The sequence below is a fragment of the Pseudomonas sp. EGD-AK9 genome (genome assembly GCF_000465935.2).
Classification (GTDB): Bacteria; Pseudomonadota; Gammaproteobacteria; order Pseudomonadales; family Pseudomonadaceae; genus Aquipseudomonas.
On record NZ_AVOF01000001.1, the window covers coordinates 62210 to 78708 of the forward strand.

16 protein-coding genes, 1 tRNA gene and 3 pseudogenes are annotated in these 16499 nt (G+C 59.3%); 8 read left to right on the forward strand and 12 right to left on the reverse strand.

Features of this window, described 5'->3' with window-relative positions; genetic code table 11:
* Positions 1-103 precede the first annotated feature (103 nt).
* The 6 genes from radC (at position 104) to N878_RS00315 (ending at position 5374) form a co-directional block, all read left to right on the forward strand.
* Positions 104-598, forward strand: a complete 495-nt coding sequence (radC, locus tag N878_RS00290; RefSeq protein WP_021441699.1) for a DNA repair protein RadC — start codon at positions 104-106, stop codon at positions 596-598.
* Positions 599-748: 150 nt separating this feature from the next.
* Positions 749-1177, forward strand: a complete 429-nt coding sequence (locus N878_RS00295) for a TIGR03757 family integrating conjugative element protein (RefSeq protein WP_021441700.1) — start codon at positions 749-751, stop codon at positions 1175-1177.
* Positions 1174-2109: a TIGR03756 family integrating conjugative element protein gene (locus N878_RS00300; RefSeq protein WP_021441701.1), complete on the forward strand. Its 936-nt coding sequence runs from the start codon at positions 1174-1176 to the stop codon at positions 2107-2109. The genes N878_RS00295 and N878_RS00300 overlap by 4 nt, the downstream gene beginning before the upstream one ends.
* 8 nt (positions 2110-2117) lie before the next feature.
* A complete protein-coding gene (locus tag N878_RS00305; RefSeq protein WP_021441702.1) occupies positions 2118-3521 on the forward strand; it encodes an integrating conjugative element protein in 1404 nt (467 codons plus the stop codon).
* A complete protein-coding gene (locus N878_RS00310) occupies positions 3518-3847 on the forward strand; it encodes a hypothetical protein (RefSeq protein ID WP_021441703.1) in 330 nt (109 codons plus the stop codon). Before N878_RS00305 ends, N878_RS00310 begins: the two co-directional genes overlap by 4 nt.
* 12 nt (positions 3848-3859) lie before the next feature.
* Positions 3860-5374 carry a conjugal transfer protein TraG N-terminal domain-containing protein gene (locus tag N878_RS00315; RefSeq protein WP_021441704.1) on the forward strand — a complete coding sequence of 505 codons (1515 nt, stop codon included), beginning with the start codon at positions 3860-3862 and terminating at the stop codon, positions 5372-5374.
* 24 nt (positions 5375-5398) lie between these two features.
* Here the strand turns inward: N878_RS00315 and N878_RS00320 are convergent, their stop codons facing one another.
* The 3 genes from N878_RS00320 to N878_RS00330 are packed head-to-tail and all read right to left on the reverse strand — an operon-like array spanning position 5399 to position 6587.
* Entirely contained in the window at positions 5399-5782 is a 384-nt protein-coding gene (locus N878_RS00320; RefSeq protein ID WP_021441705.1) for a DUF3742 family protein, read from the reverse strand.
* Between the two features lie 29 nt (positions 5783-5811).
* Positions 5812-6270, reverse strand: a complete 459-nt coding sequence (locus N878_RS00325) for a type II toxin-antitoxin system YhaV family toxin (RefSeq protein WP_021441706.1) — start codon at positions 6268-6270, stop codon at positions 5812-5814.
* Entirely contained in the window at positions 6270-6587 is a 318-nt protein-coding gene (locus N878_RS00330) for a type II toxin-antitoxin system PrlF family antitoxin (RefSeq protein ID WP_031302460.1), read from the reverse strand. The genes N878_RS00325 and N878_RS00330 overlap by 1 nt, the downstream gene beginning before the upstream one ends.
* 311 nt (positions 6588-6898) lie before the next feature.
* Between N878_RS00330 and mobH the strand changes: the two genes are divergently transcribed.
* Positions 6899-8725 (forward strand): MobH family relaxase, encoded by a 1827-nt coding sequence (mobH, locus tag N878_RS00335; RefSeq protein WP_031302462.1) that lies wholly within the window; start codon positions 6899-6901, stop codon positions 8723-8725.
* Between the two features lie 233 nt (positions 8726-8958).
* Here the strand turns inward: mobH and N878_RS26420 are convergent, their stop codons facing one another.
* From N878_RS26420 to N878_RS28205, 8 genes and pseudogenes are all read right to left on the reverse strand, one after another.
* A complete protein-coding gene (locus N878_RS26420) occupies positions 8959-11049 on the reverse strand; it encodes a methyl-accepting chemotaxis protein (RefSeq protein ID WP_177342857.1) in 2091 nt (696 codons plus the stop codon).
* A gap of 132 nt (positions 11050-11181) precedes the next feature.
* Complete coding sequence (locus N878_RS00345; RefSeq protein WP_021441710.1) at positions 11182-11775, reverse strand: nucleotidyltransferase family protein; 594 nt, start codon at positions 11773-11775, stop codon at positions 11182-11184.
* Between the two features lie 5 nt (positions 11776-11780).
* Complete coding sequence (locus N878_RS00350) at positions 11781-12776, reverse strand: GTP 3',8-cyclase MoaA (protein ID WP_031302465.1); 996 nt, start codon at positions 12774-12776, stop codon at positions 11781-11783.
* Entirely contained in the window at positions 12766-13746 is a 981-nt protein-coding gene (locus tag N878_RS00355; RefSeq protein WP_031302466.1) for an XdhC family protein, read from the reverse strand. Before N878_RS00355 ends, N878_RS00350 begins: the two co-directional genes overlap by 11 nt.
* A gap of 153 nt (positions 13747-13899) precedes the next feature.
* A pseudogene (tnpA, locus tag N878_RS26425) lies at positions 13900-14312 on the reverse strand (IS200/IS605 family transposase).
* Between the two features lie 342 nt (positions 14313-14654).
* Positions 14655-14941, reverse strand: a pseudogene (locus N878_RS26430) (transposase); the annotation flags it as partial.
* Between the two features lie 96 nt (positions 14942-15037).
* Positions 15038-15322 (reverse strand): annotated as a pseudogene (locus tag N878_RS29405) (nuclear transport factor 2 family protein); the annotation flags it as partial.
* Between the two features lie 168 nt (positions 15323-15490).
* Positions 15491-15823 (reverse strand): hypothetical protein, encoded by a 333-nt coding sequence (locus N878_RS28205; RefSeq protein ID WP_156350843.1) that lies wholly within the window; start codon positions 15821-15823, stop codon positions 15491-15493.
* 2 nt (positions 15824-15825) lie between these two features.
* Here N878_RS28205 and N878_RS28210 point away from each other — a divergent pair, with 2 nt between their 5' ends.
* Positions 15826-16044: a hypothetical protein gene (locus tag N878_RS28210; protein WP_156350844.1), complete on the forward strand. Its 219-nt coding sequence runs from the start codon at positions 15826-15828 to the stop codon at positions 16042-16044.
* A gap of 108 nt (positions 16045-16152) precedes the next feature.
* On the opposite strand, the gene N878_RS00365 is transcribed toward N878_RS28210, so the two are convergent.
* Positions 16153-16228: transfer RNA gene (locus tag N878_RS00365), tRNA-Ile, on the reverse strand.
* Between the last annotated feature and the right edge of the window lie 271 nt (positions 16229-16499).

Genomic DNA, 16499 nt, shown 5'->3' on the forward strand with positions numbered 1-16499 from the left:
ATGCGGTGGGCGGATGCCCATTTATCAGCCTTTTTCTCAATCCCCCCGGAGGGCTCGCCCTCCCGCGGGCAACCTCCGTCCCTTTGGCTTCAGGAGGTTTCCCATGCCTAGGTCACTCACCGTCATCGACGCGCATTCGCGCCTTGCGTCATCCGACGAGCACGACAATCGCATCATCCAACAAGCCATCTCGTTGCTGGAACATCGGCTGTTCGCCCAAGGGCCCCTGTTGCAGAGTCCGCAAGATGCGCAGGACTACCTGCGGTTGACGCTGATGCCGGAGCCGAACGAGGTGTTCGTTGCCTGCTTCCTGTCCTCTCGGCACCAGGTCATCGCGTGCGAAACGCTGTTCCGAGGCACCATCGACAGCGCGACCATTCATCCCCGCGTGGTCATCCAGCGCGGTCTGGAACGCAACTGCTCGGCCCTGATCATTGCGCATAACCATCCCTCGGGGGACACCGAGCCGTCCTCGGCGGACAAGGTGCTCACCCAGCGCCTGAAATCGGCCCTGGAGTACGTGGATATCCGCCTGCTGGACCACTTCATCATTGGCAGGGGTAGGCCCTTCTCGTTCGCCGAGGCCGGCCTGCTGTAACCCACGGCGTCATTCACGGGAGCCTTGCGGCTCCCGTTGCTCTTCTCGCAACCGGGCATCAATCGGCCAGCGGCCGTTCCCCTTTGTTTGTCGCTTCCTCACCGGCCCGGGTGTCGACTAGCGCCAGGCTCAACACCACGGTGGTTTGCGATGTTCAGGCTCCTCCACTTCGACCAACACACCCCACTTGCCATCGGATTGTGTGCACTGCTGTTCCGCTCGGCCCTGTTTGCCGCCGACATCATCGTCGTCACCGACCGCCAGCACCCGGTGCAAGCACCAGCCGGCGCGCAAGTCATCGAGTTGGACCGCCCCACGCAGATCGAGGCCGAACTGAGCGCTCAGCTGCCAGCCAATCGCCCTCGCAGCGCCGCGCTCGTACAGCAGCGCCTGATCGAAGGTGGCAGCGCACTGCAACAACGCATCGGCGCGGCCTACCAGGGCGTTGTCGATGCCTGGAGCCTCGGCGTGACGACAATTCCTGCGGTGATCGTGGATCGCCGTTATGTGGTTTATGGCGAGCCGGACGTCGTCAAGGCGGTCGCGCTGATCGAGGCGCATCGGAGGCTGCAGCAATGAAGCGCCTCCACCGTCTGCGCGCCGGCATCGCCACCATTTTGCTGACGATGGGGGCGCCGTCGTTCGCCCTCACCACCGCGACCATCGTGCCGTCAGTGCTCGCCCCCGACTGCCTGGAATACCGCGTCGTCGGTATTTGCTACTGGCTGTACTGCTCAAGCGGCGGTTGCTCGGTGCGTACGTCCGTCAAGGTCAGGCACTACGTGCCTGATGCGGTCGTGGCCAGCTACAGCAACACCGGGGAGAACCCGTGGCTCGAGGTACGGGCCATGAGCCTGCCCAATGCCAGCGCCCAGGGTGGTGGCGACGGCACGACCAACCACGGCCACGAGAATAACCTCGCCAGGTTCAAGCAGGCCGATGTCGTCGGCCATCCCGGTGGCTGGACATTCAGCCAGTTCGCCGCGTCTTCCGGATATGCCTGCCAGGGGGCCGGCACCGCGTTCATGCCCTACCTGTTGAGCACGCTCGATACCCTCGCCTGGCGCTACAACATCCCCGAGATGCTCTACCCGGAAGCGCTGACGCCCGGCGAGCGCGAGATCGGCACGCGCAGCGGGCGCAATCTCTGGGGCAACGTCTATCCACGGGGTGGATTCCTGCACCAGACCGATGACTATAAATCCGCCGCGGTGGTGGCTCAGCGCGCTGGCGACATCGTGACGCGCCGCGGCCAGCCCCACGTGTATCAACCGCTGCTGGCCACCGCCCGGGACGGCTACTGGCCGGCCGGTGCATTGATCGAGAGCGACGCGGCGACGGGCAAGTGGCAGGAGCTGACGCCTAGGCTGTCGCGCACCTGCGCAGTCTTCCCGCACAGCGACACCCGCCTACAGGCACAGCGAGGCGACTACGCCTGGGCGCTGTGGCGGCCTTATAGCTGTTGCCGCAGGCGTGGTCAGACGTTCCTTGGCAGCACGGATTTCAATTGAGGCCAGCCATGACGATCCAACCGGCTATCGCGCCCGCCGAAACGCTACGCGCTGCCCTGCTGGCCGCCGCTATGTCCCTGGTCTGCGCCGGTGCATCCGCCCAGACCAGCGTCAACCAGTATGGCGCGCAGCACCAGGGCTCAGTGATCGGTGACGACGTGCTGTACTCGATCGGTGGCGGTCGCGCCGTGTCGATGACGCCGGTCTCAAACATGCGCGCCATTGGTGTCGGCGTGGGCTGGAACAGCAACCTGATCTGCGGCGATATGTCGATCTCGACCACCATCCAGAATCAGTTGAACGGCGTGACCAACGGTTTTCAAACCATCATGTCGTCGGTGATCCAGAACGCTACCGCCGCCGTGGCGTCGTTGCCGGCGCTGATCATCCAGCGGGCAGACCCCGGGCTCTACAACCTGCTCACCAACGGCGTGCTGCAGGCGCGTCTGGATTTCGACCGCTCCAAGCTGACCTGCCGTGCCCTGGCCGAGAGGATGGCCGATGTGGCCGGCGGTCAAGTGGGCTGGAGCCAGCTCGCCGACGGCATGGTGCTCACGCAAGCCGTCGCCAGCACCGACGCGGTATCGGCCATCGAGCAGACCGAAACGAGCCGCGGCAACGACGGCGTGACCTGGGTCGACGGCAGCAATGCCGGAGGCGCCGGGCAGCGTCCGATTCGGATCATCAGCGACGTGACCCGCGCCGGCTACAACCTGGTCAACGGACGCGATGTCGATGACGCCAGCTCGATCGATTCCAACAGTTGCGGCGGCAACCTGACCTGCCAGACCTGGCACTCGCCAGCGGCCGCCGCAGCCTGGGCCGTGCGGGTACTGGGCGAGCAGGAGCAGCGCACTTGCGAGACCTGTAGCAAAACCGTGACCACACCGGGCGTGGGCCTCACCCCATTGATCCAGGAGGAGTACGAAACCAAGCTCGCAGCACTGCAGGCGCTGATCACCGGCAGCCGCCCGCTGAGCCTCGACAACCTGCAGGCAGCCGGCAGCGCCTCGCTGCCCATCACCCGCGGCGTGATCGAGGCGCTGCGCGACGAGCCGGACCAGGACATCCTGGCACGACGGCACGCGTCGGAAATCGCCTTGTCCAGCGTGCTCGAAAACGCCCTGCTGTTGCAGCGCACACTGCTCACCGGACGCAAGGAACCGAACGTCGCGGCCAACGAGCTGGCTCAGAAAGCCGTCTCGCACGAAAGCGATCTGCTCGACCGCGAGATCCACAACCTCAAGACCGAGCTGGAACTGCGCCGCGAGCTGGCGAGCAACTCGCCCACTGCCATCATCCAGCGACACAGCGCGCGCTCTGCCGGCTCGCGCGCCATCTACGAGAGTGACCCGATCCCCGCCCGACTCGACCAGTTGCAGCGCTCGCCAGATGCTGGAGGCACCCCGTGAATAGGCTGCGGCTGCGCCGCACAGGTCTGGGGTTGCTGGGTGCCCTCTTCGTCCTGCTGGTCGCCGTCGCCACCAACCTCATCGGCATTTACCTGGCCGGCGGTATCGCAGGTTGGCAAACCTGGCTGACGGCGCACAGCAACCATTTCCTGGGCTGGCGCCTGTTGCTCTATGCCGGTACGGCCTATGGCTGGATCTGGATGCGCCGCCGCGTGCTTGCCCGCGAGCCGAACGCCAGCACTCGACGGCGCCTGCTGCGGGCCGAGCTGGCCGCCGTCGGCGCGGTGGTCGCACTGGAATTCAGTTCGTTCCTGCAGGCGGAATGACCGGAGGCTGCAATGACGCTCTACACCACCGATTATCTGGAGTATTACCTGACCCTGGTGTCCTGGATCGTCCATAACGGCATCTGGGCCGTGCTGATCGCCAGCGGCGCCTTCGCCATTCCGTTTCTGGCGATCATCCTTCAGGAATGGCTCAAGGCCCGCGCCGAAGGGGCCGACGAAGGCAACAAAGGCGCGCTGTCGGCCGTGCGCATCGAGAACCGCATCTTTGTCGCCATCGTAGTTATCCTGTTCGCCGGCATGCCGTTCATCGATGTCGATTTCAATACGCTCCAGTTCGATCGCACCCGCTCGGTTCAATGCCAGGTGAACGTTCCGGAGCCGGCGCAGACGGGCTGGTCGCAATCCTTCAGCACCCTCAACAACCAATCGGCCAAGGTGCCGGTGTGGTGGTTCTTCATGCACGCGATTTCACGCGCCGTGACCGGCGCCTCGGTGGCGGCTATTCCGTGCGGAACCGACTTACGACAGATCCGCATGGAGGTCGACGCCACGCGTATCGACGATCCGCTGCTGGCCCAGGAGGTGAGCGACTTCACCCATGACTGTTACGGGCCGGCCCGCGCCAAGCTCTTTATGAATCGCCCGGATCTGAGCGAGGAGCAGATGCATGATGTCACCTGGATCGGTTCGCGTTTCTTCCTCGACACGGCGGGCTACTACGACACCTATCGCGCCAAGACACCGCGCGAAGGTTGGCCTTACGACAGCAATCGCGATGAGGGCCTCGCGCAGGTGCCCAGCGGCGCGGGTTATCCGACCTGCAACCAATGGTGGTCTGACAGCAATGGCTTGCGCGTGCACCTGCTGCAACAGGTCGACCCCAACCTGCTGACCCGAATCGGCGGCTGGGCCAGCTTCCTGTCGCAGGAGCAGGTCAACGACTCGGTGATCCGCGCCATCGCCTCGCCCCGGCAGCAGAAGCTCAACCAGGGCGCGGTCTACAGCGATTACGGCGGCCAGATCGAGATGAGCGTCCCCAATGTCGCCACCCGCGCGGTCAGCGATGTCGGCCTGACCATCGGCTCCATGGCGTTCTTCCCGGCGATGGATGCGATGCGCCAGGCCCTGCCGATGGTGCTGGCCCTGCTCAAGATGGCGCTGGTGATCTGCATCCCGCTGGTGCTGGTGATCGGCACCTACGACCTCAAAACCGTGGTCACGATCAGCGTCGTGCAGTTCGCGCTGTTCTTCGTCGATTTCTGGTTCCAGCTCGCGCGCTGGATCGATTCGACAATCCTGGATGCCCTATACGGATGGGGCTGGGGAGCGAATCGCCCGCATGCGAACTTCGATCCACTGATCGGGCTCAACAACACCTTCGGGGACATGATCGTCAACTTTGTGATGGCGACGATGTTTATCGTGCTGCCCACCTTTTGGGTAGCCGCCTTGGGATGGGTTGGCGTGCAGACTGGCGGCCTTCTCCAGGGGCTCTCGGATGGAACCCGGCCAGTGAGTCAAGCCGGGGGGAAGGCATCAGGAATGGCGTCAGGAAAACTCAAATAGAAAGCCAATCCGTAACACAAGGCGTCACTCATCGTCATAACGCGGGTCTGCATAACGCGAATCTGGGGCATCGTTGTACAGGGCCGGATGATAGCCTGGGTTGTTTTTGTGTTCGGCCTGATCACCAACCGCCCACTCTTCTGACTCATCTTGATCGGATTCACGTGCCATCCAGGCAGCAGCAATTGCAAATCCGAACAACAGCGCGAGCCAGAACGCGACATACATCAGCACACCCATCACGGCCAGCTTCACGCCCCACAGCAGCGCCGTCACCGCACCAGCGGATAGACCGCGCGCCACCAGCCAGCCGGCGACCTGATGCTCACGACGGACGAAGCCCCGCCACATCCGGCCGATCCGACGGCCGAAGCGTTCTGCGTTGCTGATGCGGGCTTTCGTATTCATCGTCGTCACCTGCTACATGTGTTGGCTGGCTACTCCGGTTTGCTCCAATTCTGATGGCTCGCATTCACCAATGCGCTCCAGTCATCGGGCGGATTGCCTCGCCCCAGCATCTTTTCGAACACCGCATAAGGATCGGATTGGCTGCCTGCCGAGCGCAGGGTCTGCTCGTCGTTGACCCAGGCGAACACGATCACCTTCGTCCTGGAATCGTAGCGAAAGAACAGACGAAATCGCCGTCCGATCTTCGCTCGCCGCCAGTGGCGGTACGCCGGCCCCAGGGTGTTACCCTGACGGAACTCGTCGCGCGCGGGATCGCTCGGTACGACGTCCATGATCAACTGGCTCAGCGCCCGGAACAACTTCACATTGGCATTGGCTTCGAACCCTTGCGGGTCGCTCCGTTCGGCCCGTTCCGCGGCCGCCTGCAGCTTGCGCAACTGCTCGATCACACCCTCGTGAAACAGCAACGTCCAGCCCTGCCGCTGCATCACAGCGCCACGTCGCCTTCGATGTCCTCATCCAGATTCACCGCCCGGCCCGCGTTCGCCAGCATAGCCCGCGCAAGATCCTCAGGCAGCGCCTGGACATGCCGGCCGGCCCGGATGTCCGCCTCCAGCAGGCTCAGGAAGGCTCCGATCGCCGGGTCTTCGTGCTCGGCGTCCGCTCGGGACACGATGATCTCACCTGCGCGCAGATCGAAGGCCACCTTTGCGCCGGTGTCCACACCCAATACCTGCCGGATGGATTTCGGCAGCGTAATCTGGCCCTTGGAAGTCAGCGTGGCGATTTCATGAATCTCAGACATCGTAGCTCTCCCTATAGCCATGCCTACAAGGTAAGCATTATTCCTTACCTCGTCAACCTGACTGAGCATGACACCTCCTTCGCTCGAAATGGAAAGCGCCATCGTAGGCTCGGCACAGTTCGCCTTCCCGCCTCAATCCGACTTGAGCCAAGCCGCATTGGTTGTGGATCGCCAGGAGCCGCTGCCCTATACCCAAAGGCTTCCGCAAAGGCCAAAGGGTTGGAAAGGGGCAAGGGGATGGGGTCAAGGGCAAAGGCCCTACCCGAAAAGGCCAAAAGGCTCCCCTGAGCAACCCGTCATCGGGGTTCGCCATGCTCTCTCTACTCCAGCGCAAACGGGTATCACCAACCACCGGCGCACGGTCCACTCCAGCCATCGAGCCCCCCAAAGGGTTGCTTCGGCCAGAGACGGCCTCCGCACTGCTGTCCGCGCCACGCCGGCAACGCTTGCTGGAGCACATCTGGCAACGTACCTCGCTGTCGCGCCGGCAGTTCGCCACGTTGTTCCTCGCCCCCCTGGAGCGCTACGCCGAGCTGGTGCAGCAGTTCCCCGCGTCCGAGAGTCACCACCATGCCTATCCGGGCGGCATGCTCGACCACGGCCTGGAAATCGTCGCCTACGCGCTCAAGCTGCGGCAGTCGTATCTGCTACCCACCGGCACACCTCCCGAAGACCAGGCTGTCCAGGCTGAAATCTGGACGGCTGCTACAGCCTACGCGGCGTTGCTGCACGACATCGGCAAGATTGCCGTCGACCTGCATGTGGAGACGGCCGACGGTCGCATCTGGCATCCCTGGCAGGGGCCGCTGTCGCGTCCGTACCGCTTTCGCTACCGCCAGGACCGCGAGTATCGCTTGCACAACGCCGCCACCGGCCTGCTCTACAACCGAGTGCTGGATCACGAGATTCTCGACTGGCTCAGCGTTTATCCCGAGGCATGGTCCGCACTGCTGTATGTGCTGGCTGGCCAGCACGAGCACGCCGGTGTGCTCGGCGAACTGGTGATCCAGGCCGACCGTGCATCGGTTGCCCAGGCCATGGGTGGCGACCCAGCACGCGCCATGGCGGCCCCGAAGCACGCCCTGCAGCGCAAGCTGCTCGACGGACTGCGCTACCTATTGAAAGAGGAACTGAAACTCAACCAGCCCCAGGCATCGGATGGCTGGCTTACGCAGGATGCTCTGTGGTTGGTCAGCAAAACCGTCTCGGACAAGCTGCGCGCGCACCTACTAGCTCAGGGTATCGACGGCATCCCCGCCAACAACACCGCCGTGTTCAACGTGTTGCAAGATCACGGCATGCTCCAACCCACACCGGATGGCAAGGCAATCTGGCGAGCCACCGTCACAAGCGCAGCCGGCTGGTCGCACACCTTCACACTGCTGAGGCTGGCCCCTGCCCTAATTTGGGAAGGAGATGATCGGCCGGAGCCATTTACTGGCAACGTCGTGATAGAGGTGGAGTCCAGCGACGCCCCCACAAACCCATTCATCGATAACGGTGACACCTCGCCAGCGGTAAACAGCACACCTGCTCTGGTTACTGAGCACACTGCTGATAGCGTCGACGCCCTACTGGCATTGCTCAGCACCTCTGACGCCGCACCACCCCCACAGGAGGCAGAGGTTGAACCGCCATCAGAAACCCACATCGCCGCACCGCACTCGCGCTCCCAAGAGAGCGATTCAACACGGCCTCTGACCCCTGAGCCCTCTCCTGCCGAGAGCGGAGAAAACTCGCGGGAGCTACCTTCAGGCGAACATTTCCTGGCCTGGCTGCGGCAACGCATCCAAAGCCGTAAGCTGATCATCAATGACGCCAAAGCTCTGGTGCATACCGTGGCCAACACGGCATTCCTGGTCAGCCCAGGGGTGTTTCAACGCTACGCCCAAGAACACCCGCAAATAGCTGCGCTCGCCAAACAGGAGCAAGTCACTGATTGGCAGTGGGTGCAGAAGCGTTTCGAGAAGTTGCAACAACACCGCAAAAAAGACAACGGCCTGAACATCTGGACGTGTGAGGTTACGGGACCGCGTAAGTCGCGGCGGCTGCATGGCTACCTACTGGGAGATCCGCGGCACCTATTCGAGAAGGTACCGCCCAACAACCCCTACCTACAGCTGACTTATAATCCGTAGTCCCAGAGAGGATGTTGGAACTTATTGATAACCACCCCCATCCTATCGACTGAAACTTGGCCAAGGTCAAACTACTGATTTCGTCAGATAACAAGTGAATAAGTCTATTGATGTTACACGAAAATTCACCCCCACCCACAAATGCTCATTTACAGTTCATTAACTCCACTTTATTTGCCGTTTTTGACTTGTCTTGCCTGCGGCGCTTTCCAATGGGCCGTTAGCGCGAGGCATCAGTACTTAAACTGTTGTACCAACAACCTCTGCTGAGCACTCAGTTCTGTGAGTGCCTCACTCGCAAGGACGCTGTTCTGAGCCTCCCTTGTTACTTCCGCAGCAGCGCCATTAACATTCTCAATATTTTTACTAATATCCTCAGCAACCATACTCTGCTCTTCGGCTGCGCTAGCTATTTGCAGGCTCATATCAGTTATAAGCGAAACGGCATCAGCTATATCAATTAAGGCAATAGTAGCATCTTCTGAGTGACGAATACTGTCACTCATACGACTACTGCTATGCTCCATAGCCAAGACAACCTCACGAACGCCTACATTCAACTTATCGACCATAGTATGAATTTCTAAGGTAGAACTCTGGGTCTTCATGGCCAGGTTTCTGACTTCATCTGCGACAACAGCGAAACCTCGGCCTTGCTCTCCAGCACGTGCCGCCTCGATTGCCGCGTTCAACGCCAACAAATTAGTTTGATCTGCAATCGTCCGAATGCCTTTGAGAATCTTGTTGATCTCTGTACTCTCAGTGGCTAAGGCCTGCACCATATCGGATGCATGGATTAAGTCTTCACGGAGCCTCTGAGTAGCCTGAGTGCTTGCTAGCATCACGGATTGGCCAGATCGAACAGATTGATCAGCCTCGCTTGCTGCATCAGCAGCTTTGGCTGCGCTCTGGGAGACTTCGTGAGCAGTAGCAGCCATTTGTTGGGCAGCCGCTGCGATAAGTTCGATTGACTCTAGCTGCTTTTCCACTTTGCTAACGGTTACAACTGAGGTCGCACGGGTAGCGTCTGCAGAGTCTGCGATATCCGATGTCAGTGAGGCAACTTTAGCGATCATAATCCTGAGCTTGATCAAAAACTTATTGAACCCATCACCTATGGCTCCTAGCTCATCTCCCCGATCAATATTCAACGTCCGCGTTAAATCACCCTCACCCTCTGCAATGCCTAACAGCCGATTCGCGGCTTGCTTAAGCGGGCGCCCCACACCCAAACTAATAAACCATAAAAGGCAAACACCGATCACTGCGACCAAGATACCAATCAAGGCCATCGCGCGAAGATCACGCACATTTTTGTCGTCTAACTTTTTCTGCAGGGCCCATGCCTGCCCCATGACAACCTTGAGAGGAACCTTCACAAACAATGACCAGTACGATCCCGTACCGGCTATTTTTACGGGAACAACCAGTCGAACAACACTATCTTTGTTGTCAACCTCGTAGCCCACTTGATGCTCGGAAGAGCTATTTATCAAAACCAAGTCGCTTGAAGAAAGAGTACTAGACGCAAGCCCGCCCATATCAGCATTATCATCTGTACTTGCTACGATACGACCATTTGATGACAGCAAGCTCATGTTGCCAGCACCATTATAAAGCGTACGATTACTGTCAATTAGCAAGCTCTGTATGAACGATAGAGGGACATCGACACCCGCTACACCGAGAAACCTGCCATCAATCAAAATTGGAGCCGTGAACGAGGAAAGCATTTCTTTTTCAGAATTACCCATATCATAAACAGCAGGATCAGTGATACATGGCATATACGTTTCCTTTGCGCAGAGATAATATTCACCTTCCCTCACCCCAGACTCCATCCTGGTTTGGCTTTCAACTGAGGGGGCAGGCATAATATTTATCCGCCCCTTAGCATCCCTATACCACGTAGGCAAAAACCTCCCTGTACCGTCGTAACCATTTGATGACAGACCTGAATACTCGGCGTCCTGATTATCAAACGCATTTGGCTCCCAGGCGAGATAAACACTTGACAAATCAGAATTCGCAACCAGAACCTCTTTTATCAAGTTTGAAAGTTGTTCTCGAGAAAAAGGTGCCAGCGGTTTTCCTGTAGCGTCTTTTTTTCCTAGCAACGAGTTAACAACAGTAAGCTGCTGCGCCACCTGCATAGATAATTGAAGCCTAGCGCTTATTTCAGTTGCTTCAGACTTTGCGAGATAAGTAAGCTCCGCCCTGGCTTTATCGGCGGCCAAAATATTTGTAATCTCTTCCACCGCATCCGTATTAGCTTTTCCAGAGAAAAAACTAAGACCTAACAGGATCGCTATGATTAAAACCATCGCCAACCCTGCTTGGGTAACAAAAAAAGTCTGAACCGACCTAAATTTTATCATTATTTACTCCCGACCTTTTTCAAGGTAGTTGTCGCGTAGATCGATTTTTATGCCTCCAGCGTTTGCTTTTCGATGCCCTTACTCAACGAATCCAGGAGTATCGATATCACGCAGCATACCGAGGTCATTCAAGGGCAAGTAGCGCACCGCCTGCGGGTTCGCCCTGAGTACAGACTTGCCCCCCGCATCCCCAGTCAGGCTCTGCAAGGCTGGCCAGAATCTGCGCCCGAACAGCACCGGGTGCCCCGGCTGCTCCCGGATAGTTGGTACGACGATATGCTCGGGCGAGGCCAGGGCCAGCAGATAGCCCATGCTGTCAGCGCCTATCCATGGCATGTCCCCCAGAAAAACGGCGATAGCGCTCGCTATCGTCATCTGGCTTACTCGCTGAACACCACTGGCCAGGCTGTGCCCCATACCCAGCTCAGCACCAGGGCTGCGGATCACCTTCACCTGCGCCGGAACGCCCAGCGCGGCGCTGTCGTCCTCGGGGCGCAGCACCACCCAGACCTCCTCCAGTAGCGTAGAGGGCAGCACCAGGCTGGCACCGAGCAGGGTCTGTCCGGTGCCGAGGCGAGCGTAGCGCTTGTCGCTACCGAAGCGGCGAGAAAAGCCCGCCGCAAGCACCAGCCCGGCAACCGCCTGGCTCTTGCGTAGCGTATCGGCCTGCATAAGGTTCAACCGCCAATCATCTTCATGATCATGACATCGCCGGTAAAGCGCTCGGCCTGCTTGTCCGCCAATGCTTGCCGGGACAATTCGTGGATACGCACGAGTGCCTCGTCCCTGGGCAGTTCGAGCACATCGCCCAGGTAGTGGCTGCGGCTGGACGACAGGCAGCCATGCAGCCAGCCAGTGGAGCTCAGGCGCGCGCGCGTGCAGCCCGTGCAAAACGGCGCACTCTCGTTGGCGATGATGCCGAAGCTGCCGCGCTCCGGGATGGTGAAACGCTGGGCGGTGGCGTCCGCTGCCTTAGCTGCTGGGGTGAATGGGTATCGCTCGGCAATCCTCGCGAGAATCTCGCGCATGCCGATGAACTGCCTGTCGAAGGCCTGACGGTCACGGGCCAGATGGCCCATGCGCATCAGCTCGATAAAGCGCAGCTCCACGCCGCGGGCTAGGCAGTAGTCGAGCATTGGCAGGATCTGCTCGTGGTTGTAGCCGCGCAGGGGCACCATGTTGATCTTCACCTGCAGGCCGGCGGCGAGCGCCTGCTCGATCCCCTCGAGCACCTCGGTCAACTCGCCGCCACGGGCGATGCGCTGGAACGCCCAGGCATCCAGCGAGTCCAGAGAGATATTGATGCGCCTGACCCCGGCCGCCAGCAGCACTAGCAGTTTGCGCGACAGCAGCTGGCCATTGCTGGTCAGCGATACATCCTCGAACTCGAATTGCCCCAGCGCCGCCATGAAGTCGTCGAACAGCGGGCTGATCAGCGGCTCGCCACCGGTGATGCGCAGGGTGCGCAGATCGTTGACCTGCTTGAGGTACCCCACCGCCAGTAGCAGCTTAGCCAACGGCAGAGCGTTCTTCTCCGCATGCAGGCGCTTGCCATCGGGCACGCAGTAGACGCAGGCGTAGTTGCAGGCGCTGGTCAGGCTCACCCGCAGGTTGTGCAGACGGCGCCCCTGCGCGTCAACAACCGCTCCGAACTCACCAACCTCAGAGCGCATCGCGCGGGCGTCCTCGGTATACCCGAACGATATCGGCCATCGCCGCCAGGGCGATTTCGGCAGGTGTCTTACTGCCCAAAGCCAGGCCGATGGGCATGTGCAGGCGGGCGATATCGGCTTCGCTAAGACCGCCGACGCGGCGCAGGCGCTCGGCGCGAACCGCAGAGGTGCGCTGCGAGCCCATGACGCCGATGTAGAAGGCCGGGGTGCGCACGGCCTCAATCATGGCCAGATCATCGATACGGGGGTCATGGGTCAGTGCCACCACCGCGGTCGCACGATGGCAGCCATCGGCGGCGATGAACTGCGAAGGCAGTTCCTTGCGTAGCTCGACGCCGGCCACGTCGAAGCCGGCATAGGCCTCCTCGCGGGGATCGCAGACGATGACCTCGAAGCCCAGGGTGCGAGCGAGCTGCGCACAGATCACTGATACCGGCGAGATACCGGCGACGATCAGGCGAGCCGCCGGGCCGACGCGAATCTGCAGCGAGAACCCGTCCTCCCCTTCGACCACACGAGGGCCCAGACCATCGTCTTCACCCAACTCTGTCCGACCATCGCGCAGGTCGACGCTGCGAAGCAGATGCTGCTGCCCCTGCAGGGTCGCACGCAGGCGCTCCAGTTGCTCCCAGGTGGCCGCATCCGCCGGCAGGCGTTCGATCAAGACGTTGAGAATGCCGCCGCAAGGCAGCGCTATTCGAGCCCCCTGCGGCCCGTTCGGGTCGCCATAGCGCAGGACTGTGACCGCGCGCTCGAATTCGCCCTGTTGCAGGCGCGCGAGAAAATCTTCCTCCACGCAGCCGCCCGACAGCGAGCCAACATGGCCGCCGTCGCGGCGCGCCGCCAGCAACGAACCGGGTTCGCGCGGCGAGGAGCCGAAGGTGGCGAGCACCGTGCACAGCCACACGGCCTCACCCGACCGCGACCAAGCCAACGCCTGCTCGATAACCTGTAAATCCAGATGCTGCATAGTCAAACGACCCAATTCTGCCCAATGAACATCCGCTCGAAACTCGAAAACTTGCAGCACAGATGGGCACTTAACGACCACCGACTGAAGTCGGTGGGTTAGCGATTTACGGACTGAAAGTCCAGATACGCTTCGACTGAACGACGCGTCGTATCAGTCCGGCTCCATCTTGAAATTATCGTTCGGACTCGGCTCAAAATGACGCTCAAGATACTGCTTGATCATCTCTTTCGTCGTCTGCCCAACCGTCGCGCAGAAGTAACCTCGTGCCCCAAATAGCGCTTCTTCAGATAGGGAAGCTCCTCGAAAAGCTTGCTCGCCGCCCCCCCCTTGATCCGCCTCATTATCTCGCTCGGCACCAAATTCGGCGGACTGTTCAGCGGAATGTGCACGTGCTCCTTGCTCACAACACCCTTCACGATCCGGATCTCAAACGCGTTGTTCGTCTACCTCACCAACTCGCGCAATTGCTCCGCCACTTCTCCACTAAATATCGGTACTTGATCACCTAGCCAAAGTGATACTCGATCTGGTAGACGCCTATGGCGTCCGTATCTATAGCCCATGCGCTAGCCATCCAGCCGCGTATGGCGGCGCTACAGTTGACCAACTGAAACCGGTGGTTCTAAGCCTGTGATGGAAAATAAAACATTGCACTGCCCACCTGTCCAGTTGAAACAACGGCAACCAAGAGGCAAACCTCGCAGAGAATCTAGAGATGGCCTGAAATAGTCCTGTATTTCTGACCGACCTCAGACCTACTGTTTTTAAAAGCGGCAATACGATCAAAACGATCAAGTCACACGCTCGATTCTGAGCTTTTAGCCGCCGCGAGCACCTCGCAGCGGCTATTTCCCACATTACAGGCACACCTCTCGCACATTCGCCATTAAATGTCGACGCACCATTCACAGGCCCGACAGTGCAAACAGCGATCCCAACTGAGCGGTGTTCATCACCAGCCCAAGGAAGCGCATCTTGGCGTAACCAAAGTGGCATTTGTTCACACGGAACGGGCACTCGACCTTGGCACGCACCTAGACCTAGCCTTGGCCTTCTCGATCTTGCACTTGGCTTTATATAGCGCGCCACACTTATCGAGCGTCTTGTAGGTGCTGCGGCGTGCCGCCACCCACCAGATAACCCTCCGACCTTCATGCTCCTGGCGCGCTTCAACACCTCGTGAAAATCATGACTGGAAAAGTGCCTCACTGGCTTTGCCGTAGGCAAGTTTAGCCACGAGCTTTCCATCGCGAAAATGTAACAGATCCAAGCCGCGTAAATAAAATGGCTCACCATTGAGCTGCAAATTACAACGCCAGCTAACCATTACTTTCCCAGCATCACCATCAACAAAAAGGTCTTCGCCAACATACTCCACCTTACCAAAGGAGCCATCGAATAAAGGCAAAAAAGCCGCCCGTATTTCCGCCACGCCAACATGGCGCCCGCCATAAATATCTTCATACACCGCGTCATCGGAAAAAAAATCCATGACCGCTTCCAGATCCGCTAGATTATTCGCATCAACAAACTTACACGTTGCTTGCTGCAGTTCTTTAGTATCTACCGACATAGCTATCCTCACATTCACTTTCTTTAATGACTGAACGAAAAATAAATACAAACACGCGAGATCGTTTAACAACTCATTATTTACTATGGCAGAAGGCGCGCCTCACCGATTGACAAGACACGCCAAAAACTTTGACATGAGGCGCCATATAACTATAGCCATATCAGGTCAGCGTGCTCCGCCCGGCCTTACACAATCACGTTGCAATGAAAAAACCATCACTTGCATTTGCAATGCTGTACGAGTTACCGAGCAGAAGCAACATCTGCCGCCGGAAGTATTGGCCTCGAACTTTGAGCCGTCCAGACTGATGTGCCCCAGCGAGGCCAGCTTCAACTCCAAGGCCATCTGGACGCTTTGTCGAAAGCAGTCGTAGAAAAACGCCATGTGATTCTTGCGAAAATCGCTCAGCACGCGGAAGTCCGGGCACTGCATCTGTGCGATGAACGTGAAGACCAGATCCTGCCGGCAGCGTCGCTGAATTTCACGTGAGCTGAACACCCATGGCTGTAGGCGTAGATCAGGATGGAGACGAGCGCGCGAGGATGATAGGCCCGCTGCCCGATGCAACTGTATTGCTGTTCCACCACGCTCGTGTCGAGATGCTTGAAGATTTCTTCGTAGATAAAGCAGTCATTATCCTCGGCCAACAAATCAAAAATGTTGCTGGGAAACAAGAGGCGCTGATCCACTTCAATCGGGCTTTCCTTGAACGGGGGTGACTGCATAGCGATGCTCGGGGGCCTCCTTGAGGGCGGACGCAATTATAAGTTAAAACTGCCCCGCTCCCGGACAGGCTCTTAGCGAACACGGCACCCCACCTCGAAAGATGGTGAGCCGGGCGGGATTCGAACCCGCACTCAACGGCTTATGAGGCCGCTGCATTTACCGTTATGCTACCGGCCCAATACAGATAGGTACTACGCCCCTCTACTGCCATGGGGAATACCCCTTAGGTGTCCCTCCTTATTCAAAACAAACAACGCACCCAGGCCTTAGATTGCTCTCAATGTCGCCTCCCCAGTGGGCATTAAGCCTTGACGCAGCACCAGGATCACCGCCATCTCACTCTTGACCCTTGCCCCTACATCGGAGCTCGCATCCCGCCTAGGTCACCCGTGCTCGGCCCGCCCTGCACCTGCGTCGACTTCAGGCACGGAACTCCTTCAACCTCAGC

What these genes read in the sequence shown, in the direction of transcription:
- radC (WP_021441699.1), top strand. Translation starts at nt 104, where the DNA reads ATGCCTAGGTCACTCACCGTCATCGACGCGCATTCGCGCCTTGCGTCA.
- N878_RS00325 (WP_021441706.1), bottom strand. Translation starts at nt 6,270, where the DNA reads ATGCAGCGGCAGGGCTGGACGTTGCTGTTTCACGAGGGTGTGATCGAG.
- N878_RS00320 (WP_021441705.1), bottom strand. Translation starts at nt 5,782, where the DNA reads ATGAATACGAAAGCCCGCATCAGCAACGCAGAACGCTTCGGCCGTCGG.
- N878_RS00330 (WP_031302460.1), bottom strand. Translation starts at nt 6,587, where the DNA reads ATGTCTGAGATTCATGAAATCGCCACGCTGACTTCCAAGGGCCAGATT.
- N878_RS00345 (WP_021441710.1), bottom strand. Translation starts at nt 11,775, where the DNA reads ATGCAGGCCGATACGCTACGCAAGAGCCAGGCGGTTGCCGGGCTGGTG.
- N878_RS00355 (WP_031302466.1), bottom strand. Translation starts at nt 13,746, where the DNA reads ATGCAGCATCTGGATTTACAGGTTATCGAGCAGGCGTTGGCTTGGTCG.
- N878_RS00295 (WP_021441700.1), top strand. Translation starts at nt 749, where the DNA reads ATGTTCAGGCTCCTCCACTTCGACCAACACACCCCACTTGCCATCGGA.
- mobH (WP_031302462.1), top strand. Translation starts at nt 6,899, where the DNA reads ATGCTCTCTCTACTCCAGCGCAAACGGGTATCACCAACCACCGGCGCA.
- N878_RS28210 (WP_156350844.1), top strand. Translation starts at nt 15,826, where the DNA reads ATGGCTGTAGGCGTAGATCAGGATGGAGACGAGCGCGCGAGGATGATA.
- N878_RS00300 (WP_021441701.1), top strand. Translation starts at nt 1,174, where the DNA reads ATGAAGCGCCTCCACCGTCTGCGCGCCGGCATCGCCACCATTTTGCTG.
- N878_RS26420 (WP_177342857.1), bottom strand. Translation starts at nt 11,049, where the DNA reads ATGGTTTTAATCATAGCGATCCTGTTAGGTCTTAGTTTTTTCTCTGGA.
- N878_RS00315 (WP_021441704.1), top strand. Translation starts at nt 3,860, where the DNA reads ATGACGCTCTACACCACCGATTATCTGGAGTATTACCTGACCCTGGTG.
- N878_RS00305 (WP_021441702.1), top strand. Translation starts at nt 2,118, where the DNA reads ATGACGATCCAACCGGCTATCGCGCCCGCCGAAACGCTACGCGCTGCC.
- N878_RS00350 (WP_031302465.1), bottom strand. Translation starts at nt 12,776, where the DNA reads ATGCGCTCTGAGGTTGGTGAGTTCGGAGCGGTTGTTGACGCGCAGGGG.